We start from the raw sequence: 22,339 nt of genomic DNA on the forward strand, positions 1-22,339 counted from the left end.
TACGGCGGCGCGGCCCGCCGGCGCGTGGCGGTGAATAGACGACATTCGGACGGGGCTGCTCAGGCTTTGCGGCGATTTTTGAAAACGACGGCGCTGGTGCTCTTAGGTCTCGTGGCGATCGTCGTCGTCGCGGGCGCTGTGTTTTTCATCCGCCTGATGAACGGTCCGGTGTCGCTGGATTTCGTGCGCGACCGCATCCAGGCCGAGATCAACGAGAGCCTCGGCGGCGGCCTCAAGGTCTCGCTCGAAGGCGTGATGATCGAGCGCGACGCCAATACCGGCATGCCGCATTTCCGCCTGCGCAATGTCGAGCTGGTGGATCCGCAAGGAGCCGTCATCGCGCGGGCGCCCAAGGCCGCCATCGGCGTCGACGGCAGCGACCTCATGAGCGGCACGGTGGTGCCCAAGCAGATCGAGCTGATCGGCCCGCGCATCGTCGCCCGCCGCACTCTCAGCGGCGGCTTCAAGCTCGGCTTCGACGAGCATCGCGCCAGCGAAAATTCCAAGGATGCTTCCGGCAAGTCGAACCAGGAAACCAATCTGCAGCAGGTGGCGCCCGAGACACAGGGCGGCACGGTGATCGACTTCCTCAGCGGCTCGGAAGAGGCGAGCGCCGCCATGGCCAGCCTCGATGCCATCCTGATCAGCGACGCTGTCATCCAGCTGGTCGACGAGGTCAACGGCACCAGCTGGAACATCCCCAAGGCGAGCCTCGCCTTCAAACGCATGCCCTATGGGTTCACCTTCTTCTCCGAGGCCAGGATCGCTTCCGGCGGCACGCCGTGGCGCGCCGAGATCTCCGCCAGCTATCGCCGCGAGCGCAAGTCCTTCGCGGTGTCGGCGCGCATCACCGATCTCGTGCCGGCCGATATCGCCGACGACGTCTTCGCTCTCGCCAAGCTCGCCCAGGTGAAGCTGCCGCTCTCCGGCCATGTCGAGATGGAAGTGAGCGAGGAGGCGAAAGTCATCAACGGCTCGGCCGAATTCACCGCGGCGGCGGGCGAGGTGGGACTGCCGGGCTTCATCGCCGAGCCGATCGCGGTGAATGAAGGGCTCATCAGGCTCGATTTCGATCCCAAGACCGGCGGCATCGTCATCAGCGATTCCACTTTGTTGATCGGCGGCACGCCGGCCCAGATCGCCGGCCGCTTCACGCCGCTGCGCCAGCCCGACGGCCGTCTCGATGCGCTCAAGATCGAGATCAACGCCCGCAATCTGAGCCTCGACCCCAACTCTATCGTCAAGGACCAGATCGCCATCGACCGGGTGGATTTCGTCGGCGTCGCCTCGGTGCGCGAGGCGCGTTTCGATGTCGAGGACGCGGTGATCATGGCGGGCAAGGCCGGCGTGCGCCTGCGCGGCAGCTTCACCGGCGGCGAGCGTTCGGTCGGCATCAAGCTCGCGGGGCGCATGCGCGACGTATCGGCGCCGATCCTGAAACGTCTGTGGCCACCGATCATCGCGCCCAATACGCGCAAATGGGTGAACACCAATATCCTCGCCGGGCGCATCACCGAGGGTGAGTTCGTCATCAACCTGCCGGTCAACGGGCTTGCCGACGGTCTCAAGAACAAACTCATCCCGAATGACGCCATCGCCGCGCGCTTCGGGCTCGACGGTGTCACCACGACCTATTTCGGCGGCCTCCCGCCGATCGCCGAGGCCAATGGCGAAGCGACGCTCGGCGGCGACACCTTCTCCCTGCGCCTCGACAAGGGCGTGGTGCGCACGCCATCCGGCAAGAAGGTCGATCTGAGCAAGGGCACGCTCAAGATGACGCAGTTGCTGGCGCCGATGACACCGGCCGCGATCCATCTCGAGGGCCAGGGCGGCGTGCCGACCTTCATCGAATATCTCGATCTCGATCCGTTGAATCTCGTGTCGAAGAGCGGCGGGGATGCCCGCAACCTGACCGGCGACGCCCAGGTGGCGATGGACCTCTATCTGCCGCTCAAGCAGATCGTCGATCGCGACGATGTGAAAGTCTCGGCCACCGCGAAGCTGCGCAACGCCGATCTCAAGGACGCGTTCGACGGTATCGATCTCAATGACGGCACGATCGATCTCAAGATCACCGAGAACGCCATTCGGGCGGAAGGCACCGCCAAGCTCAACGACATCGCGGCCAAGATCACCTGGTGGCGCGATGGCGGCCCGGAAAATCCGCAGAATGCCATCATCGAAACCACGCTCGATGCCAAGCAGCGCGACGCCATCGGCGCCAAGGTCAACGACTATGTGAGCGGGCCGGTCAAAGTGAAGGTGGCGCTCCAGGATTTCCGCGACAAGGTGGATAAGATCAAGGTCGAGGCCGATCTCTCCAAGGCGTCGCTGCGGCTCGCCGCCATCGACTGGTGGCGGCCGCCGGCGCTACGCACCACCGCGAGCTTCGATTATGCGCCGGGCGACGGCAAGGCCGGGCGCATCGACAACCTCACCATCAAGGGCGACGGCTTCCTGATGAAGGGCCAGGTCGCGATCAATGGCGCGGGCCAGATGTCGGAAGCCAAGTTCCCGACCGTCGTGCTCAACGAGGACAACCGCTTCGGCGTCGTCATCTCGCTGGACAAGGAGGCGACGAATGTCTCCATCAACGGCACGAGCTTCGATGCGCGCCCCTTGATCCGCTCGCTCTTCGCCAATCGCCCGGCATCATCCGGCGATGAGGACTCGGGCAAGCAGAAAAGCAAGGGCGTGCTGATCGTCGATGCGCTCGTCGACAAGGTCTATGCACATCGCGGTGAAGTCGTGAATGGCGTCGCCGGCAGCGTCGTCATGCGCGACGGCTATGTCGAGCGCGCGACACTCAACGGCACGTTCATCAGCGGCCAGCCCATCACCATCCGCATCATGCCGTCCGATGACGGCGGGCGCGACCTGCGCATCGGCGGGCGCGACGCGGGCTCGGCGCTCAGGGCCGCCAATCTCTATTCCAAGGTCGCCGGCGGCCAGATCGACTTCACAGCCAGGCTCGGCGGGGGAGCCGATTCAACGGTGCGCAACGGCCGTCTCACCTTGCGCGACTTCGAGGTTCGCGACGAGGCGGCACTCGCCCAGCTCGATCAGAAGGGCAGGCCGAAAAAGGCGGGGCCGCGCCGGGGTGGTGTGGTGTTCTCGCGCTTGACCTTGCCCTTCACCAGCGACGCCCGTTTCATCCGCATCGGCGATACGCTGGTCAAGGGACCCGAGCTCGGCGCCACCGCGCAGGGCCTCATCCGCAAGGTCGACGGCGCCATCGACATCGACGGCACGATCATTCCGGCCTACGCGCTGAATTCGGCGATCGGCGAGATTCCGATCCTCGGCCAGATCCTCACCGGCGGTAAAGGCGAGGGCATCTTCGGCCTGACCTATGCGGTGGGCGGCACCATGTCGAAGCCGCGCTTCCAGGTGAATCCGGTTTCAGCCATCGCGCCCGGCATCCTGCGCAAGTTCTTCGAATATGGCGGCAGCAACGGCCCGGCGCCCAAGCGGCGCGAGCGCACCAATTGAGCGGAGATCATGATCCTCATCGGCCAATATGACTCGCCCTTCGTGCGCCGTGTCGGCATCGCGCTGACGCTGTACGGCATGACGTTCGAGCACCGGCCGTGGTCGATCTTCGCCGACGCCGACAAGATCCGGCCCTATAATCCGTTGACCCGCGCCCCGACCTTCGTGCTCGACGACGGCACGGTGCTCATCGAGAGCCATCTCGTCCTCGATTATCTCGACAGTCTGGTGCCGGAGGATCGCGCTTTGTTTCCGCGTCGCGAGCCCGCGCGTCATCGCGCCCTCAAGGTCGCAGCCCTGGCGACGGGCCTGGCGGACAAGGGTGTCAGCCTCTTCTACGAGAAGCGTCTGCATCGGGAGGCGTCAACCGTCTGGGTCGAGCGTTGCCGCGGGCAGATCCTGGGGGTGCTTGCCGAGCTCGAGGCCGACCGGGCGGCGCGCGCGACGAGCTATTGGTTCGGCGACCGTATCGGCCACGCCGATATCGCCGTCGCCGTGGCGCTACGTTTCCTCAACGAGGCGCATCCGGGGTTGGCGCGCATGGAAAACTACCGCGGCCTCACGGACCATGCCGCGCGGCTCGAAGCGTTGCCGGTCTTCCGGACAGTCGCTCAGGCTTTCATCCCGCCGACCTGACCGGAGCAGGGGAATTTCTGCAGGGGACTCTGCAGCGGATTAACAGCGGATCTGCAGGGATCTGCAGGGAATTCCGGAAAATCGCGGAAAACAGGGATTTTCCCGCCCGCGATTTTTCGCACCCTCGCGTCCGCGTTTGCAACCTTATGACGCGGCCTTCAGCAGCACGTGCTTCTTGCGGCCCATCGACAGCTTGATGACACCGTCCTTTGTGAAGGTGGCTTCGGTGAGCTGCAACTTATCGTCGGCGACCGGCGCATCGTTCACCTTGATGGCACCGCCCTGGATCTGCCGGCGTGCATCGCCATTGGAGGAGGCGAGCCCGGCCAGGACCAGAGCCTTGAGGATGCCGAGTCCGGGGCGGAACTCCGCGCCGGGCACGTCGATCGAGGGCAAGCCTTCGGCGGCCTGGCCTTCCTCGAAGGTACGGCGCGCCGTCTCGGCGGCTTCGAGGGCGGCTTCCTTGCCATGGAGGAGCGTGGTCGCCTCGGTCGCCAGGGTCTTCTTGGCCTCGTTGATCTCGGCCCCGCCAAGTGCTGCGAGCCGCTCGATCTCAGGCAGAGGCAGGATGGTGAAGAGCTTGAGGAAACGCGCCACGTCGGCGTCCTCGGCATTGCGCCAGAACTGCCAGTATTCGTAAGGCGAGCGCATGTCGGCATTGAGCCATACGGCGCCTGCCGCCGTCTTGCCCATCTTGGCGCCGGAAGCGAGCGTGACCAGCGGCGTCGTCAGCGCATAGAGCTGATGGGTGCCCATGCGCCGGCCGAGATCGACGCCGGTGACGATATTGCCCCACTGATCCGAGCCGCCCATCTGCAGATTGGTGCCGTAGCGGCGCGCCAGCTCGGTGAAGTCATAGGCCTGCAGGATCATGTAGTTGAATTCGATGAATGACATTTCGTGCTCGCGCTCGAGGCGGAGCTTCACCGAATCCATGGTCAGCATGCGGTTGATCGAGAAATGCCGGCCGATGTCGCGCAGCATGTCGATGTAATTGAGCTTGGTCAGCCATTCGGCATTGTCGACCATCATGGCGTCTTTCGGCCCATCGCCGAATTTCAGGAATTTGGCGAAGACGCTCTGGATGCCGCGCTTATTGTCCTCGATCTCCTCGATGGTGAGGAGCTTGCGGCCTTCATCGCGCCCGGTCGGATCGCCGACGCGGGTGGTGCCGCCGCCCATCAGCGCGATGGTCTTCTGGCCGGTCTGTTGCGCCCAGTAGAGCAACATGATCTGGACGAGCGAGCCCACATGCAATGAGCGTGCGGTGCAGTCGAAGCCGATATAGGTATTGACCTCTTTCTTTGCCGCGAGCTGGTCCAGCCCATCGAAATCGGATCCCTGATGGATGTATCCGCGGGTGGAAAGAGTGTTAAGGAATTCAGACGAGAACTTGCTCATAACTGGCCTAAATATAACGGAAACGGGCTCTTACCACGGGATAAGCGCGTGTCAAAACTCTACACGGCGATAGGGCTGATGTCGGGAACCTCCCTCGACGGCATCGACATCGCTTTAATCACCACCGACGGCGAGGAAACGGTGAAACGCGGGCCCTCGCGCACCTATGCTTACGTGCCCGAGCAGCGCGCGATGCTGAAGGAAGCGCTCATGGACGCGCTCACCCTCAAGGACCGGCGCGAGCGGCCGAAAAGCCTGGGCCAGGTCGAATGGTCGCTGACCGAATGGCATGCGCTGGCAGTTGAATCCTTTTGCCAGGATCTGGGCCTAAACCTCAAGGATATCGACGTAATCGGCTTCCATGGCCAGACGGTCCTGCACCGTCCCGAACGCCGCCTGACCGTTCAATTGGGCGACGGAGCGCTGCTGGCGCAAAGGCTCAACTGCCGTGTGGTCTATGACATGCGTGCTGACGACATCGCCGCGGGTGGGCAGGGAGCCCCGCTGGTGCCGGTCTATCACCGGGCTTTGTCGGCGAGCCTCGAAGTGCTGCCGCTCGCTTTCCTCAATATCGGCGGCGTCAGCAATGTCACCTGGATCGGGCCCCATGGGGAGCTCATCGCCTTCGATACCGGCCCCGGCAATGCGCTCATCGACGACTGGGCGCTCAAGACCACAGGGCGGCCGGTCGATATCGACGGCAGGCTCGCTTTCGCGGGTCACGTGCAACAGTCGGTGGTGGCGCAGTTCCTGGGCGATTCCTACTTCGAGGAACCGGCGCCCAAATCGCTCGACCGCGACAGCTTCGCGTCGCTCGATCTGTCGGGGTTGAGCCCTGCCGATGGCGCGGCGACCCTGACCGCCGTCACCGCGGGCGCTGTGGCCTTATCGCGCAACTGGTTTCCCGAAGATCCCAAGCTTTGGGTGATCTGCGGCGGCGGACGCAAGAACCCGGCTCTGATGGCGGCGTTGCGTGCCGCTTTGAAGCTCGGGCCGGAAGCGCTCGTCCCGGCCGAGGCGGCAGGTTTCAATGGCGACTCCATGGAGGCCGAGGCCTGGGCTTATCTGGCGGTGCGCTGCCTGCGCGAGCTGCCGATCACCTTTCCGGGCACCACTGGCGCGCCCGAGCCGATGACCGGGGGCGTGGTGACGGAGCTTTAGAGATAGAGACCCGGCCATGTCACAATGGTTCTGGCTGGCTCGTCTTGTGGGATATAACCGGAAAGGAAATCCCCATGCGACTGGCACAGAAAACCATCGGCCCGGAGCTTCTCCAGGCGGCCACCCATCTCGAGATGAAAATCCGCGCGGCGGGTCTCGATAAGCAGCTTCTGCATCTGGTCAAGGCCAGGGCCTCGCAGATCAACAATTGCGCCTATTGCCTCGATCTGCATAGCAAGGAGGCGCGCGCCGACGGCGAAAGCGAGGAACGGCTTTATCTCCTCGCTGCCTGGCGCGAGGCGGTGAGCTTCACGCCCAAGGAAAGAGCTGCTCTGGCCTGGACCGAGACGGTGACGCGGCTTTCCGATACGCATGTGCCCGATGAGGAGTGGGAAGCGGTGCGCCGGGAATTCAGCGAGGAGGAGGTGGCGAAGCTCACCGTGGCCATCGGCATGGTCAATTTGTGGAACCGCCTCGCCGTGTCCTTCCGCAGCATCCCCGGCAGCAGGCCCGGAAGCTGAGGAGTCCACCATGAACGAACAGGTCTTCGAGACACACCGGAAATATCTGACCGGCATCGCCTATCGCATGCTCGGTTCCTATGCGGAAGCCGAAGATGTCGTGCAAGACGTCTATCTGCGCTGGCACAGGACCGACCACCACGATGTCGTCGACCCCAAGGCCTTTCTGGCGCGGATCACGTCCAGGCTCTGTCTCGATGTCCTCAAATCGGCGCGCCGGCGGCGCGAGACCTATGTCGGGCCGTGGCTGCCCGAGCCCTTGATCGAGGGGCTCGTCGATGAAAGCTCGCCAGCGGAGGAACTCGCCGGCGATCTGTCGGTGGCGATGATGCTGGCGCTCGAGCGCCTGTCGCCGCTCGAGCGTGCCGCTTTCCTGCTGCACGATATCTTCGAGATGGGCTTTCCGGCGGTCGCCGAGACGATCGGGCGCAGCGAGGACAGCACCCGGCAGCTGGCGAGCCGGGCGCGCAAGAACCTGCGCAGCGCCCGGCCGCGCTACAAGGTCGATGCGGAAGCGGAAGGCGCCATCACCCGCGCCTTCTACGATGCCGCCTATAAGGGCGATCTCGCCGGCTTGAGCAAGCTTCTTGCCGAGGATGTCGAGTTCCAGTCCGATGGCGGCGGCGTGCGCCCGGCGGCGACGAAGATCCTGGCCGGCATCGTCCAGGTGGCGAAGTTCATCGCCGGCTATGGCCAGAAGACCTTCGCGGGACATGGGATGAGCCCGGTGCGTTTCGTCCGCATCAACGGCATGCCAGGCTTCGCCACCATCGAAGCCGACGGCCTGCCGCAGACCATGTCCTTTGAGATCAAGGACGGCAAGGTCAGCGGTATCTTTGTGATCCGCAATCCGGAGAAGCTTAAGCACGTGACGGCGGAGTGGATCAGGGAGGGCCAGACATGAGAGGAGCCGTGGAATTGCTCCCGCTGCTGCGTTGCCGAGCACACCCGCGGGCCATGGCCGTGACGCCCTTGCGTTTGTTGTTGGGTTCCCACATCCTGCCGACTCCAAGGTGTCGGTGACAGTGCGTTTGATACGCCGCCTCGGTTTGTTGGAGTTGCATATTCCAAGTCAAATGCATTTGTCACCGCAATTTGAGCCGAGAGGCTAGGCGCGGTGGAGGCGCGGAAGAGTGAACGGAATTTGCCTCAGTTTCATCGTGTTCGTTTTGCTTGCCTGTGGATCGGCGGGGGCAAAGGAGCCCTATTTTCCCGCCGATATCATTGATGAAAACGCTCAGCGAGGATGGTTTCCTTCCTCTTTATACTCCAGATACCTGACCGCTATGAACGAGCCTTCGCTTATCGATGCTGGAGAAGCAGAAGTCTACCGAATCCTGTGGCTACGGACCTTTCACTCGCCGATGGTCTTTCGGTTGACAGTCAAGTCAGATGGTACCGCGGATCTGGTCACGAAGAAGACCAATGGTTTGGGGGCTGGAGAGCCCGGCCGTCTGGTGGTTGATGCGGTAACGAATATTACGAATCAGGACACGGAAACTTTCCTTAGTGGCCTGGAACGGACAAATTTCTGGAACCTAACGACTGCGGAGGAGAGGAGAGGCTTCGATGGTGCCTATTGGCTCGTCGAGGGCGTGAAGGGGAAGAAGTATCACGTTGTCGAGAGATGGGGCGGTGGAGATATCATGGATTGGGCTTTATCGCTTATGAGGAAAAGCGGTGAGGACCTGCGACCAATATACTAGCCCTGGTCATTGGCGAAATAGACCCATGAAAAGAACCGCGGGATCGCTCCCGCGGCTCTCGATGTTTCGGCAGGATGGCGCTTACGCCGTGAGATCGAAGCGGTCGAGATTCATCACCTTGGTCCATGCCGCGACGAAGTCCTTGGCGAACTTCTCTTTGGCGTCGGCGCTGCCATAGACTTCAGCGAGAGCGCGCAGCTGCGAGTGCGAACCGAAAATGAGATCGGCGCGCGTCGCGGTCCACTTGACCTTGCCCGACTTGCGGTCGCGTCCTTCGAACACGTCCCGAGCGTCGCCTTGCGCTTTCCATTCCGTGCCCATATCGAGCAGGTTGCGGAAGAAGTCGTTGCTCAGGGTCTCGGGCTTGTCGGTGAAGACGCCGTGCTTGGACTGCCCGGCATTGGCGCCGAGGACACGCAGGCCGCCGACGAGAACGGTGAGCTCCGGACCCGACAGGGTCAGCAGCTGCGCCCGGTCGACCAGCGACTCCTCAGCCGTGAGGCGCTGCTTGCCGCGCTGATAGTTGCGGAAGCCATCGACGATCGGCTCGAGCGGCTGGAAGGACTCGACGTCGGTCTGATCCTGCGAAGCGTCCATGCGGCCCGGCGCGAAGGGCACCTTCACGTCGACACCGGCGGCCTTCGCGGCCTTTTCGATCGCAGCGGAGCCGCCGAGAACGATCAGGTCGGCCAGCGACACTTTCTTGCCGCCGGCATTGAAGTCCTTCTGGATCGCCGTGAGCTTCTGCAGGACCTCGGCCAGCTGGGCCGGCTCGTTGACTTCCCAATCCTTCTGCGGCGCGAGCCGGATGCGCGCGCCATTGGCGCCGCCACGCTTGTCGCCGCCGCGGAATGTCGAAGCCGACGCCCACGCCGTCGAGACGAGCTGGGAGACCGTCAGGCCGGAGCCGAGGATCTTGGCCTTGAGGGCCGCAATGTCGGCGTCGCCGATCACCTCATGATCACGCGCCGGGATCGGGTCCTGCCAGATCAGCACTTCCTTCGGGACGAGGGGGCCGAGATAACGCACGGCCGGACCCATGTCGCGATGCGTGAGCTTGTACCAGGCCCTGGCGAAGGCGTCGGCGAACTGGTCCGGATTCTCGAGGAAGCGCCGTGAGATCTTCTCGTAGGCCGGGTCAACCCGCAAGGAGAGGTCGGTCGTGAGCATCTGCGGCACGTGACGCTTCGAGGCATCATGCGCGTCGGGCACCGTCCCGGCGCCCATGCCATGCTTCGGCTTCCACTGATGCGCGCCGGCCGGGCTCTTGGTGAGCTCCCACTCATAGCCGAACAGGTTCCAGAAGAAGTTGTTGGTCCACTTGGTCGGCGTCGTGGTCCAGGTGACTTCGAGACCGCTGCCGATCGTGTCGCCGCCCTTACCGGTGCCGAACTTGTTCTTCCAGCCGAGGCCTTGCTCTTCGATGCCGGCGGCTTCGGGGTCGGGGCCTACCGCGGCCGTATCGCCGGCGCCATGCGTCTTGCCGAAAGTGTGACCGCCGGCGATCAGCGCCACGGTCTCTTCATCGTTCATCGCCATGCGCCGGAAGGTTTCGCGGATGTCGCGCGCCGCAGCGAGCGGATCCGGGTTGCCGTTCGGGCCTTCCGGATTGACGTAGATCAGGCCCATCTGCACGGCGCCGAGATTGCCCTCGAGATCACGCTCGCCGCTATAACGCTCGTCCGCGAGCCACTTGCCTTCGGGACCCCAATAGACGTCCTCTTCAGGCTCCCACACATCGGCGCGTCCGCCGGCGAAACCGAAGGTCTTGAAGCCCATCGATTCCAACGCGACGTTGCCGGTGAGGATCAGGAGGTCGGCCCAGGAGATCTTGCGGCCGTATTTCTGCTTGATCGGCCACAGCAGGCGGCGCGCTTTGTCGAGATTGACGTTGTCGGGCCAGCTGTTGAGCGGCGCGAAACGCTGCTGGCCGCTGCCGGCGCCACCGCGCCCGTCGCCGATGCGATAGGTGCCGGCGCTGTGCCACGCCATGCGAATGAAGAACGGCCCGTAATGGCCGAAATCGGCCGGCCACCAATCCTGTGAATCCGTCATCAGAGCCTTGAGGTCCTTGATCACGGCATCGAGGTCGAGGCTCTTGAATTCCTTGGCGTAGTCGAAAGCCTCGCCCATCGGGTCGGAGAGGCTCGAATGCTGGTGCAGAACCTGAAGGTTCAGCTGGTTCGGCCACCAGTCGCGATTCTTCCTGGCGACGGGTGTATGAGCGACCGGGCATTTGCCCGCGCTGTCAGTGGTCTTGGTGTCCATATTGGCTCCGATCCTGGCTTAGGGTGATGTCCTGGCTGAGTTGCATGAGCTGCCTCTCGGGAAACCCAGACGGCCGCGTTTCCCTTCCTGCCGCATCGCCTAGCAGAGTTCCTTGATAAATTTAAGTTGGATTTTTTGATCGCAGCGATAAGTTGAGGTTATGAACAATCTAACGATCAAACAGCTTCGTTATTTCGAGGCGCTCGTCCGACATAGCCACTTCGGACGCGCGGCGGATGCCTGCGCGATTTCTCAGCCGGCGATGTCGGTGCAGATCAGGGAACTGGAGGAATCGTTGGGCGCTGACCTCTTCGAAAGAGGGGCGCGGCAGGTGCGGCTGACCAGCTTCGGCGAGGAGTTTGCGCTCCGCGTGCGCGAAATATTGCGCTCGGTGGACGAGCTGGGAGATCTGGCGCGCGCCTCGCAGGACCGGCTCACGGGGCGGCTGCGTATCGGCGTGATCCCGACGATCGCACCCTATCTGCTGCCCACCATCGTCGGAAACCTCACGGCCCGGTATGAAGGCCTCGACATTCACGTGCGTGAGACGCTGACCCGCAAGCTCATTGCCGAAGTCGCGGAAGGCCGCCTCGACACGGCGATCGTCGCATTGCCGGTATCCGAAGCGTCGCTGACCGAGATTGCGCTCTTTACCGAGAGTTTTGTGCTGGTCCGGCCTGGCGAAGACGAGGGCAAGCCGGTGCCCAATGCCGAGAAGCTCCGCGAAATGCGGCTGCTTCTGCTGGAGGAGGGGCACTGCTTCCGCGATCAGGCTCTGTCGTTCTGCAAGATGCATTCGCTCGGACCGCGTGAATTGCTGGACGGGAGCTCTCTGTCCACCCTGGTCCAAATGGTCGGTGCCGGCATCGGTGTCACCTTGATCCCGGAGATGGCTGTTGCGGTGGAGACACGCTCAGCCTCGGTATCCGTGGCCCGCTTCAAGAACCCGCAACCATCGCGGACGATCGGCATGATCTGGCGCAAGACCAGCCCGCTCGACAAGCAGCTCAAGGAGATTGCCGAAGTCGTTCGTCAGTCGTCCGATATGTTGCGGGAACGGCACGACGCACCCGTCTCGTCGCGCCGCTCCGGCCTTGCGCCTGAGAGCACGTCGCCCATTCATTAGAGCCCTTCCCGTTTTGATCGAATCGTTTCGATTCGATCAAAACGGGAAAAGGGCTCGAATACATATGATCTGGAGCGCTTCCTAATCGCCAAAGTCGAGCAACTTTGGCGAGAAGCGCTCTAGCGACCTGCCAATTCCGCATGGCTTCGACTTTGAACTTTCGCTGGGAAAGTTTACAAAGTTCCGGACTCACTCAACTGAGTCGGAGGGGACTCACATGCAAAAGAAGCTTGCGGCGGAATTCTTTGGTACGTTCTGGCTGGTGCTCGGCGGGTGCGGAAGTGCGGTGTTGGCCGCAGCTTTCCCTAGCGTCGGTATTGGCCTGCTTGGTGTAGCATTCGCGTTCGGCCTCACGGTGCTGACCATGGCTTATGCCGTGGGCGGTATTTCCGGAGGCCACTTCAACCCGGCCGTTTCGGTCGGCCTCGCAACCGCGGGTCGATTCCCTTGGGCCTCGGTCATTCCCTATGTCATTGCCCAGGTGGTTGGCGCCATTGTCGCGGCGGGCGTGCTTTATCTCATCGCTTCCGGCAAAGCCGGTTTTGCGATCGATCCTGCGGCTCCCGGGGCATTCGCGACCAATGGCTATGACGCGCATTCGCCCGGCGGCTACTCGATGGTGGCGGCGCTTGTCACTGAAGTCGTGATGACCGCCTTCTTCCTGATCATCATCCTGGGCGCCACCGGCAAATCGGTGCCGGCGGGTTTCGCGCCGATCGCGATCGGTCTCGGACTCACGCTCATCCATCTGATCTCGATCCCGGTGACCAACACCTCGGTCAACCCGGCGCGCTCCACGGGACCGGCGCTCTTCGTGGGCGGTCTGGCCTTGCAGCAGCTGTGGTTCTTCTGGGTCGCTCCGCTGATCGGCGGCGCGCTTGGCGGTCTCGTCTATAAGGGACTGCTGAGCGACAACGACTGATCTTACCTACAACGGGCGGCGTCGACAGGTTCGACGCCGCTTCGCCAATTGAGCCGGCCGATCAGCCCTGTGCGCCGGTCCGGTATGAGTAGCTGAAGCTAAAACTGGGCGACGGCGCAGCCTGAGACCGGGCTTCCCGCAGTTCGCGCGCCAATCGTACGCGATGCTCTCTGTTGTCCCACCACGTCCTGACGCTCGCGAAGGGAATACGCGCCGGAAACATGCCGCGGCTCCCGAAGCGCTCGACGAGGCCGTCGAGATAGGAGCCTTCCGGGGGGCCCAGATCCTGTGGGAAGCCGATGGCGTTCCAGATCTCATTCCACAAATGCACGAAGAGCGATGACGCGACGCGGTCTTCGACCTCGCGCCGGGCGTCGGGATCGAACAGCTTGATGGCTTCCGTGTAGTCGATCTCATAGGCTGTCCGGCGATCATAGACTTTGTGCGCGAGGCCGTATTTCTCGACGAGACGGGTGATGAGATCGGGGCCGGTCTGGCCCCATTCGGCCTTGTCGATGACAGCCTCGACTTCCCGGATCGCGTCGCGGATCACCGGCGATTGCGCCGGCAGGCGCATGATGCCGATGCCGAGACTGTTCTTGTTGACTTGCCGCGCCAGAAAAAAATCCGTTTCGGGCAGGTCCGATCGCAGCATCACGACGTCGGTGTCGAGCCACCAGTCGCCACGCTCCACCAGACGGTAGCGGAAGAGGTTGGAGTGGAGCGACGGGCTGCCGGCGCCGAAACCGTTCTTATAGCGATGAATGTGGCCGCCGAGATCGAGGACATCCTCGGCCGGCCGCTGCCGCGCCCCCGGCGGCACCTTGATATCGGTGTCTGCCGTGTAGACGACGACGTCGTAGCCGTGCGCCACCCAGCTTGCGATGCAGAGCGTCTGATAAGGGCTCGCGCGCCCCGCCCAGAATGTGAACAAGGTCGGCTTTGTCATCACACCCCCATAGACCTGCATTCACGATAGGCGTGATCAGCTTGCCGCTCAACTCTGGATCGTGGCCGGTTTCTCAACGCGGGGCGGCTGATCAGCCGGACGCGTCGGGCCGGTATGGGTAGGTGAAAGTGAATGTCGGTGCGGCGGCCATGCTCGCGCGCACGGCATTCAGCTCGTTCTCCAGGCGCAAATGCCGCTCCCGGTTGTCCCACCATGTTTTGACGCTGGCAAAGGGAGCCCGCAGCGCAAAAATGTCCCGTCCGCCATAGCGGTCGAGCAGGGCGTCGAGATAGGATCCTTCCGGCGGTCCCAGTTCCTGCGGAAAACCGATCGCGTGCCATATCGCGTTCCACAGATGCACGCAGAGGGATGACGCCAGACGCCTCTCGACTTCGTCCCGGGCGTCGGGATCGAACAGCTTGATGACTTCCGTGTAGTCTATTTCATAGACCGTGTTGCGGTCATGGGCCTTGTGCGCGACGCCATGTTTGCCGGCCAGCCGCGTGATGAGATAGGGACCCGTCTCGCCCCATTGGGCGTCTCGGGTCATCCCTTCGATTTCCCGGATCGCCTCGCGGATCAGGGGCGAATGCGCCGGCAGTCGCATGATGCTGCTGCCCAGGCTGTTTTCATGAGCCTGCCGGGCCAGGAAGAAGTCGGTTTCCGGCAGATCGCCGCGCAGCATCACTAGGTCGGCGTCGAGCCACCATTCACCACGCTCGACCAGCTTGCAGCGGAAAAGATCGGCATGCAGCGCCGGGCTGCCTGCCCCGAAACCGTTCTTGTAGCGATGAATGTGACCACCGAGATCGAGGATCTCCTCGGCAGGCCGGTGTTCAGCACCGGGTGGGAGTTTGAGATCGGTATCGGTGGTGTAGACGACGACGTTAAAGCCGTGCGCGACCCAGCTCATGAGGCACAAGGTCTGATACGGGCTCGCGGGGCCCGTCCAGAACGTACACAACGTCCTCGCCGCCACGGAATGCCCAGAGACTCTGGATCAGGCTTCGCGCGCCAGCCGCTTGTCGAGATAGCCGGCGCAGATCTTGGTCAGGTCGTCGATCTTGTCCTGGAAGAAGTGATTGGCGCCCGCCATCACCTTGTGCTCGATGACGATGCCCTTCTGGGTCTTGAGCTTGGTGACCAGCGTGTTGACCGCTTCGGGCGACGTCACCGTGTCCTTGTCGCCATTGACGAAGAGGCCGGAGGCCGGGCAGGGCGCCAGGAACGAGAAGTCGTAATGCTTGGCGAGCGGCGCCACCGAGATGAAGCCCGAGATTTCCGGACGGCGCATCAGGAGCTGCATGGAAATCCAGGCGCCGAAGGAGATACCGGCGATCCAGCAGATCTTGGCCTCGCGGTTATGGGCCTGGAGCCAGTCGAGGGCGGAAGCGGCGTCCGACAGCTCGCCGGCCCCGTTTTCGAACAGGCCCTGGCTGCGTCCCACGCCCCGGAAATTGAAGCGCAGCACCGAAAAGCCGCGTTGTACGAACATATAATAGAGCGAATGCACGATCGGGTTGTTCATCGTGCCGCCGAAGCTCGGATGCGGGTGGAGGAGGATCGCTATGGGAGATCCTTGGGCCTTGGAGTGATGGTAACGCGCTTCGATACGGCCGGCCGGGCCATTGAAAATCACTTCAGGCATGAGGGAATGTCGATCCTGTTCTGCATCTGGCGGTCATTGATTTCAGGGCAAAAACCGGCGGAATAGTTGACTCCGGTAGTCGGACTTTCTATATGCTTGTTTAGAACCGTTCAAAGAAATATAGAATCCCACGGACGCCGGGCGAGGCCGGTCCTTAGCACGGCTCCGGGGTAAAATGGCAAGTTTTCTCAAGCGCGGCGGCAAACGAAAGAGCGACCCATGAAACTATCCACCAAGGGCAGATATGCGGTTATGGCGATGGTCGATATCGGCCAGAATGGCCTGGGCCGCACCGTATCGCTGGCCGAGATCGCCGACCGCCAGGACATCAGCCAGGAATATCTGGAGCAGCTTTTCGTGAAGCTCCGCAAGGCCGGGCTCGTCCAGAGCGCCCGTGGCCCCGGCGGCGGCTACCGGTTGGCGCATGCCGCCGACGAGATCGCCATCTATGATGTCATCGCCGCGGTCGACGAGCCCATGAAGGTGACCCGCTGCGAGGGCGACGCGGTCGAAGGCTGCGTCAAAGGCGAGCGCTGCTGCACCCATGATCTGTGGTCGTCCATCGGCCGGCAGGTGAACACCTTCCTCGCCAATGTCACGCTCGATGACGTGGTCAACAAGCGCAATCTGGCGTTGGCGGCCTCGATCCGCCAGGCCAAGGCGCGCCATGTCCGAAAGGGTCAGCCCGAGGTCAATGCGCATCTATCTTGACCATAATGCCACGAGCCCGCTGCGCCAGGCGGCCCGAACGGCGATGCACGCCGCGCTCGAGCTTCATGGCAATGCGTCCTCGATCCATGGCGAGGGCCGCGCCGCGCGGGCATCGCTCGATGCTTCACGTGAAGTCCTGGCGCGTGCGCTCGGCGTCATCGCGCCGATGGTCGTCTTCACCTCGGGCGGCAGCGAAGCGAATAATCTTGCCCTCAAGGGTGCGCCGGTCGCGCGGTTGATCGTTTCGGCGGTCGAGCATCCCTCCGTCATCGAGGCCGCCAAGGCTTCCGGAAAACCGGTCGAGATCCTTCCCGTCGATAGGGAAGGGATCGTTGATCTGACGGCGCTCGCTAGGCTTCTCCAGACTGGTCCCAAAGCGCTCGTCGCGGTGATGCTCGCCAATAACGAGACCGGTGTCGTCCAGCCGCTACGCGAGGTCTCGGCACTCGCCCAGAAACATGGCGCGCTCGTCCATTGCGACGCGGTCCAGGCTTTTGGCAAGATCGCCGTCAATTTCGGCCTGCTCGGCGTCGATACGCTGAGCGTCTCGGCACACAAACTGGGCGGTCCGGTGGGCGCCGGCGCGCTGATCATCCGCGATGGCCTGGCGCTCGAGGCGCTGATCCAGGGCGGCGGCCAGGAGCTGCGCCGCCGCGCCGGCACCGAGAATGTCGCCGCGATCGCCGGCTTCGCCGCCGCGGTCAAGGAAAAGCGACTCGAAATCAGGAACTTGCGGGACGAGCTTGAATCAAAGCTCGAAGGCGTCGTGGTGTTCGGCGCTGCCGCCGAGCGGCTGCCCAATACCAGCTGCTTCGCGCTCCCCGGGCTTTCCGCCGAGACGGCGCTGATGGCGCTCGATCTCGCCGGCATCGCCGTCTCCTCTGGCTCGGCCTGCTCCTCGGGCAAGGTCGCCAAATCGCATGTGCTGGCGGCGATGGGGGTTGCCCCCGATCTCGCCGGCAACGCCGTCCGCGTCAGCCTCGGCTGGAACACGCGGGCTGAGGACATCGAACAATTCATCGCCGCCTGGAGCCGCCTCGCGGCCCGGCGCAAAGCGGCATAAGGAACGTAGAAAATGGCCGATCTCGACACCATCGAACTCGTCAAGGATATCGACGTCGACAAGTACAAGTACGGGTTCACGACCGAAATCGAAACCGAGCTGGCGCCCAAAGGCCTCAATGAGGACATCGTCGCCTTCATCTCGAACAAGAAGAACGAGCCGCAGTGGATGCTCGACTGGCGCCTCGAGGCCTATCGGCGCTGGATACAGATGACGGAGCCGACCTGGGCCAAGGTGCATTATCCCAAGATCGACTTCCAGGACCTGCATTATTATGCGGCGCCGAAGAGCATGTCGGGGCCGAAGAGCCTCGATGAGGTCGATCCCGAACTGCTCCGGACCTATGAGAAGCTCGGCATCCCCTTGCGCGAGCGCGAGGTGCTGGCAGGCGTCCAGACGCCCCGGGTCGCCGTCGATGCGGTGTTCGATTCGATCTCGGTCGTCACCACCTTCAAGGACGAGCTCGCCAAGGCGGGCGTGATCTTCTGCTCGATCTCGGAAGCGGTGCGCGAGCATCCGGAACTGGTGAAGAAATATCTGGGCTCGGTCGTGCCGCAGGGCGACAATTTCTACGCCGCGCTCAATTCGGCTGTCTATACCGACGGCTCCTTCGTCTATGTGCCACCCAATACGCGCTGCCCGATGGAGCTTTCGACCTATTTCCGCATCAACGAGAAGAAGACCGGCCAGTTCGAGCGCACGCTGATCATCGCCGACAAGGGCTCCTACGTCTCCTATCTGGAAGGCTGCACCGCGCCGACGCGCGATGAGAACCAGCTCCATGCCGCCGTGGTCGAGCTCATCGCGCTCGATGATGCCGAGATCAAATATTCGACGGTGCAGAACTGGTATCCGGGCGACAAGGAAGGCAAGGGCGGCGTCTACAACTTCGTCACCAAGCGCGGTGACTGCCGCGGCAAGAATGCCAAGATTTCCTGGACCCAGGTCGAGACCGGCTCCGCCATCACCTGGAAATATCCGAGCTGCATCCTGCGCGGCGATAATTCTCGGGGTGAATTCTATTCGATCGCCATCTCGAACGGCCGCCAGCAGGTCGATTCCGGCACCAAGATGATCCATCTCGGCAAGAACACGTCGAGCCGCATCGTGTCGAAGGGCATCGCCGCCGGCCGCAGCGACAACACCTATCGCGGCCTCGTCTCGGCGCACCGCAAGGCAACCAATGCGCGGAACTTCACGCAGTGCGACTCGCTTCTGATCGGCGACAAATGCGGCGCCCATACCGTGCCCTATATCGAGGCGAAGACGCTGTCGGCGCATTTCGAGCATGAAGCGACGACGTCGAAGATTTCCGACGACCAGCTGTTCTACTGCCAGTCGCGCGGCCTGTCGCAGGAAGAGGCGGTGACGCTCATCGTCAACGGCTTCGTGCGCGACGTGCTGCAGCAATTGCCGATGGAATTCATGGCCGAGACGCAGAAGCTGATCGGCATCTCGCTTGAAGGAAGCGTGGGTTAGTTCGAGTTGATGGAATGAAGACGACTGTCCTATATCGCCCGGTCGGGACGAAGGAGCTGGCGCTGATCGAAGCGTCCGGTTTCACGCGATTCCCGCCGCGCCTGCCGGAACAGCCGATCTTCTATCCGGTGACCAACGAAGCCTATGCGGTGCAGATCGCACGCGATTGGAATACGCGGCACAATGCGGACAGGAAGGGTTATGTCACGCGCTTTGCGCTGCCTGCCGCCTACCTCTCGCGTTTCGATCGCAAGATCGTCGGTGCGGCCGAGCATGAGGAGCTTTGGGTTCCGGCTGAGGAACTCGATCGGTTCAATGCCCAGATCGTCGGGCCGATAGAAGTCATCCACCGTTTCGAGGAGGCCTCAGTCTCATGAGCAAGCCCCGCGGCGATATCTGGTTCGTGCGCTCCAATGGCGGGCAGGGATCCTATCCCGTCAACGCCGATGGCTGGCGCGTCGTCTGGGTCTTCGTCGCCGGCATCGTGGCTTCCGGAATCATGGGCGCCGTTCTCGCACAGACGATGGAGACTTGGCTCTGGGTGACCATCACAGGCATCGGCATGGCCGTGTCGGCCATCTGGTTCATCATGACGGCGCGTGCCCATACCGATCATTCGATTACCTATAATGAGTATGTGAAAGACAAGAATAATGCTTGAGATCAACAACCTTCATGTGAAACTCGCGGATGAAGACCGCGCCATCCTCAACGGCCTCACGCTGAATGTGAAGCGCGGCGAAGTCCACGCCATCATGGGACCGAACGGATCCGGCAAGTCGACGCTTTCTTATGTGCTGGCGGGCCGCGAGGGTTATGAGGTGACGGACGGCTCGGTCACCTTCAAGGGCGAGGACCTGCTCGAACTGGCGCCCGACCAGCGCGCCGCCAAGGGTCTGTTCCTGGCCTTCCAGTATCCGATCGAGATTCCGGGCGTCGCCACCATGCAGTTCCTGAAAGTGGCGCTCAACTCGCAGCGCAAGGCGCGCGGCGAGAAGGAGCTGACCACGCCCGAATTCATGAAGCTGGTGAAGGACCGCGCTCAAAAGCTCGACATCTCGCAGGACATGCTGAAGCGTCCCGTCAATGTCGGTTTCTCGGGCGGCGAGAAGAAGCGCGCCGAGATCCTGCAGATGGCGGTGCTCGAGCCGTCGCTGTGCATTCTCGACGAAACTGATTCCGGCCTCGACATCGACGCCTTGCGCGTCGTCGCCGACGGCGTGAATGCGCTGCGCTCGCCCGACCGCGCCATGGTCGTCATCACCCATTATCAGCGCCTGCTCGACTATATCGTGCCGGATCACGTGCATGTCCTCTCGCAGGGCCGCATCGTCAAATCCGGCGGCAAGGAGCTGGCGCTCGAGCTCGAAGCCAAGGGCTATGCCGAGTTCACCAAGGAAGCCGCATGAACATCGCCGTGAACAAGACGCTGGCGGAACTCGCCTATGACGGCATGCTTCTGCCGCATCCGCGTCTCGAAGACTGGAAGTGGACCAATCTGCGGGTCCTCATCGACCGGCCTTACCCGCCCCGCCTCAAGGTCGCGGCGGCGCCGAAGGAAATCGAGCGGCTGTTGAAGCGCGATCCTCTGGCGAAGCTGGCGCAGGCCCGCATCGTGTTCGTCAATGGCGAATTCGCGGAAGACTATTCGAACCTGCCGACGGATGGCGATGTGCGCGTGCGGCATCACCTTGCTCCGATCACGGCCGAGGCCGAGCCGGTTCTCGACATGAACGCCGCCTTTGCCACGGGCGGCGTCGAAATAGAGATCGCCTCCAACATCGATGCGCCGGTCGCTATCGTGCATGTCGCAACCGACGGCGAGGCCCGCACCATTGCCACGCGGCACCGGGTGAAGGTGGCCGATGGCGCCTCCGCGACATTGTTCGAGACGCATCTGGGCGAGGGGGCCTATCTCGCCAATAGCGTCGTCGACATCACGGTCGGGGCAAACGCCAAGCTCGACCGGGTGAAGCTCGAGATCGAATCGAGCTCGGCCATCCATCTCGCCCATGCGGTGATCACACTCGGCGCCAACGTGCTCCTGCGCGACTTCACCTTGACCTCGGGCGCCCGCGTCAACCGGCAGAACGGTACACTCGCCTTCAAGGGCGAGAATGCCGACGGCAAGATCGCCGGTTCCTATCTGCTGTCCGGCCGGCAGCATGCCGATACCCGCCTCGTCATCGATCATCAGGTGCCGAAATGCACGAGCCGTGAATTGTTCAAATGCGTGATGGACGAGAATGCGCGCGGCGTCTTCCAGGGCAAGGCGATCGTCCGGCCCGGCGCCCAGAAGACCGACGGCAAGCAGTCCTCGCATGCGCTGCTGCTCTCGGAGACGGCCGAATTCGACGCTAAGCCCGAGCTCGAGATCTATGCCGATGACGTCGCCTGCGGCCATGGCGCTACCAGCGGCGATATCGACCATAACCATCTATTCTATCTGCAGTCGCGCGGCATCCCAGAGGCCGAGGCCAAGTCGATGCTGATCGGCGCTTTCGTCGGCGAGGCCTTCGATACGATCAGCCATGACGGCGTGCGCGACGTGCTGACCCGCTTCGCCGGAAAGTGGCTGGTCAATCACAAGGAAGAAGCAAGGTGACCGCGGCGCCAGATCTCGCCGTCCCGGCGTCGCGCGGCGCTCTTTATTACGTGATCGGTGCGTTCACTGCGCCGCATTCGCGTGTAAGGGAGCTGATGGCGGAGCTGCGGCTCAAGAGTCTGGCCTGGCAGATCGTTCTGTTCTGCGCGGCGATCAGCGCCGCGTCCGGGATTGCGAGCAACTACTTCGATCACAAATATCGCGGTGGTGTCTCCTATATCTTGCCGCCCGACTATCCGGTCGCCGACACGCTGATATGGGGCGCGATCGAATTTCTCATCTTCATCGCAGGCTTCCCCGTCGCCAGGTTCCTGTGGTCATATTTGTTCGGTTATCGCGACGAAGAAAGGGGAGTGTGGGCGGCCTCGGCCATGGCCATGTGTCCCTTGATCATCCTCGATCCGTTGCTCGAGATCATTTCATTCTTTACGGGCTCCGATGAGGAGACGTCTTTGTATTTGCTGGTGTTCGTCGCCTATGCCTTCGTCAGTGCCGCGATCACCGCGCTCTACTATGCCGCCGCTCTCGCGATCTCCTACCTGCGGGCCGCGGCTCTCGCTTTCGCCAGCATGCTGATCTATCTCCTTGCGGCGATCGTCCTGACGACCGTCATCATCCTGTTGCCCTCATTCTTGTTTCCTCCGGTCTGAC

Annotated in this window: 21 protein-coding genes; 16 read left to right on the forward strand and 5 right to left on the reverse strand. The window is 62.8% G+C overall.

Annotation, left to right across the window (positions count from 1 at the left end; genetic code table 11):
- Positions 1 to 78: 78 nt before the first annotated feature.
- Positions 79 to 3,492, forward strand: a complete 3,414-nt coding sequence (locus tag JHL16_RS07205; RefSeq protein WP_200184200.1) for a YhdP family protein — start codon at positions 79 to 81, stop codon at positions 3,490 to 3,492.
- A gap of 9 nt (positions 3,493 to 3,501) precedes the next feature.
- Positions 3,502 to 4,128, forward strand: a complete 627-nt coding sequence (locus tag JHL16_RS07210) for a glutathione S-transferase family protein (protein ID WP_200184201.1) — start codon at positions 3,502 to 3,504, stop codon at positions 4,126 to 4,128.
- A 144-nt stretch (positions 4,129 to 4,272) separates the two neighbouring features.
- Here JHL16_RS07210 and tyrS read toward each other — a convergent pair whose 3' ends face one another.
- A complete protein-coding gene (gene tyrS / locus JHL16_RS07215; protein ID WP_200184202.1) occupies positions 4,273 to 5,529 on the reverse strand; it encodes a tyrosine--tRNA ligase in 1,257 nt (418 codons plus the stop codon).
- Between the two features lie 48 nt (positions 5,530 to 5,577).
- Between tyrS and JHL16_RS07220 the strand changes: the two genes are divergently transcribed.
- From JHL16_RS07220 to JHL16_RS07235, 4 genes are all read left to right on the forward strand, one after another.
- Positions 5,578 to 6,690 (forward strand): anhydro-N-acetylmuramic acid kinase, encoded by a 1,113-nt coding sequence (locus JHL16_RS07220; RefSeq protein ID WP_200184203.1) that lies wholly within the window; start codon positions 5,578 to 5,580, stop codon positions 6,688 to 6,690.
- Positions 6,691 to 6,758: 68 nt separating this feature from the next.
- Entirely contained in the window at positions 6,759 to 7,211 is a 453-nt protein-coding gene (locus tag JHL16_RS07225; protein ID WP_478140967.1) for a carboxymuconolactone decarboxylase family protein, read from the forward strand.
- Between the two features lie 10 nt (positions 7,212 to 7,221).
- The gene (locus tag JHL16_RS07230; RefSeq protein WP_200184205.1) at positions 7,222 to 8,115 is read left to right on the forward strand and encodes a sigma-70 family RNA polymerase sigma factor; all 894 of its coding nucleotides are present in this window, start codon (positions 7,222 to 7,224) and stop codon (positions 8,113 to 8,115) included.
- A gap of 256 nt (positions 8,116 to 8,371) precedes the next feature.
- Complete coding sequence (locus JHL16_RS07235) at positions 8,372 to 8,917, forward strand: hypothetical protein (RefSeq protein WP_200184206.1); 546 nt, start codon at positions 8,372 to 8,374, stop codon at positions 8,915 to 8,917.
- A gap of 81 nt (positions 8,918 to 8,998) precedes the next feature.
- Here the strand turns inward: JHL16_RS07235 and katG are convergent, their stop codons facing one another.
- Entirely contained in the window at positions 8,999 to 11,185 is a 2,187-nt protein-coding gene (gene katG, locus JHL16_RS07240) for a catalase/peroxidase HPI (protein ID WP_200184207.1), read from the reverse strand.
- Between the two features lie 160 nt (positions 11,186 to 11,345).
- Here katG and JHL16_RS07245 point away from each other — a divergent pair, with 160 nt between their 5' ends.
- Together JHL16_RS07245 and aqpZ are read left to right on the forward strand one after the other, a co-directional pair.
- The gene (locus JHL16_RS07245; protein WP_200184208.1) at positions 11,346 to 12,311 is read left to right on the forward strand and encodes a hydrogen peroxide-inducible genes activator; all 966 of its coding nucleotides are present in this window, start codon (positions 11,346 to 11,348) and stop codon (positions 12,309 to 12,311) included.
- Between the two features lie 217 nt (positions 12,312 to 12,528).
- Entirely contained in the window at positions 12,529 to 13,233 is a 705-nt protein-coding gene (gene aqpZ / locus JHL16_RS07250) for an aquaporin Z (RefSeq protein WP_200184209.1), read from the forward strand.
- Positions 13,234 to 13,294: 61 nt separating this feature from the next.
- Here aqpZ and JHL16_RS07255 read toward each other — a convergent pair whose 3' ends face one another.
- The 3 genes from JHL16_RS07255 to JHL16_RS07265 form a co-directional block, all read right to left on the reverse strand.
- Positions 13,295 to 14,182 (reverse strand): hypothetical protein, encoded by an 888-nt coding sequence (locus JHL16_RS07255; RefSeq protein WP_200184210.1) that lies wholly within the window; start codon positions 14,180 to 14,182, stop codon positions 13,295 to 13,297.
- A gap of 91 nt (positions 14,183 to 14,273) precedes the next feature.
- The gene (locus JHL16_RS07260) at positions 14,274 to 15,095 is read right to left on the reverse strand and encodes a hypothetical protein (RefSeq protein ID WP_200184211.1); all 822 of its coding nucleotides are present in this window, start codon (positions 15,093 to 15,095) and stop codon (positions 14,274 to 14,276) included.
- Positions 15,096 to 15,182: 87 nt separating this feature from the next.
- On the reverse strand, positions 15,183 to 15,830 hold the full coding sequence (locus JHL16_RS07265) for an alpha/beta hydrolase (RefSeq protein WP_200184212.1): 648 nt from the start codon (positions 15,828 to 15,830) through the stop codon (positions 15,183 to 15,185).
- Positions 15,831 to 16,049: 219 nt separating this feature from the next.
- On the opposite strand from JHL16_RS07265, the gene JHL16_RS07270 reads away from it, so the two are divergent.
- From JHL16_RS07270 to JHL16_RS07305, 8 genes are read left to right on the forward strand one after another with little or no spacing between them, the layout of a single operon-like run.
- Complete coding sequence (locus JHL16_RS07270) at positions 16,050 to 16,541, forward strand: Rrf2 family transcriptional regulator (protein ID WP_200184213.1); 492 nt, start codon at positions 16,050 to 16,052, stop codon at positions 16,539 to 16,541.
- Positions 16,525 to 17,604: a cysteine desulfurase family protein gene (locus tag JHL16_RS07275; RefSeq protein WP_200184214.1), complete on the forward strand. Its 1,080-nt coding sequence runs from the start codon at positions 16,525 to 16,527 to the stop codon at positions 17,602 to 17,604. Before JHL16_RS07270 ends, JHL16_RS07275 begins: the two co-directional genes overlap by 17 nt.
- Positions 17,605 to 17,616: 12 nt before the next feature.
- Positions 17,617 to 19,083, forward strand: coding sequence for a Fe-S cluster assembly protein SufB (sufB, locus tag JHL16_RS07280; protein ID WP_200184215.1), 1,467 nt, complete (start codon positions 17,617 to 17,619; stop codon positions 19,081 to 19,083).
- A 14-nt stretch (positions 19,084 to 19,097) separates the two neighbouring features.
- Positions 19,098 to 19,460: an ADP-ribosylation/crystallin J1 gene (locus JHL16_RS07285; protein WP_200184216.1), complete on the forward strand. Its 363-nt coding sequence runs from the start codon at positions 19,098 to 19,100 to the stop codon at positions 19,458 to 19,460.
- A complete protein-coding gene (locus JHL16_RS07290) occupies positions 19,457 to 19,744 on the forward strand; it encodes a hypothetical protein (protein WP_200184217.1) in 288 nt (95 codons plus the stop codon). The genes JHL16_RS07285 and JHL16_RS07290 overlap by 4 nt, the downstream gene beginning before the upstream one ends.
- Complete coding sequence (gene sufC, locus JHL16_RS07295; protein WP_200184218.1) at positions 19,737 to 20,492, forward strand: Fe-S cluster assembly ATPase SufC; 756 nt, start codon at positions 19,737 to 19,739, stop codon at positions 20,490 to 20,492. The genes JHL16_RS07290 and sufC overlap by 8 nt, the downstream gene beginning before the upstream one ends.
- A complete protein-coding gene (gene sufD, locus JHL16_RS07300; protein WP_200184219.1) occupies positions 20,489 to 21,688 on the forward strand; it encodes a Fe-S cluster assembly protein SufD in 1,200 nt (399 codons plus the stop codon). The genes sufC and sufD overlap by 4 nt, the downstream gene beginning before the upstream one ends.
- Positions 21,685 to 22,338, forward strand: a complete 654-nt coding sequence (locus JHL16_RS07305; protein WP_200184220.1) for a hypothetical protein — start codon at positions 21,685 to 21,687, stop codon at positions 22,336 to 22,338. Before sufD ends, JHL16_RS07305 begins: the two co-directional genes overlap by 4 nt.
- Position 22,339 lies beyond the last annotated feature (1 nt).

The organism is Taklimakanibacter albus, assembly GCF_016595235.1.
Taxonomy (GTDB): domain Bacteria; phylum Pseudomonadota; class Alphaproteobacteria; order Rhizobiales; family Aestuariivirgaceae; genus Taklimakanibacter; species Taklimakanibacter albus.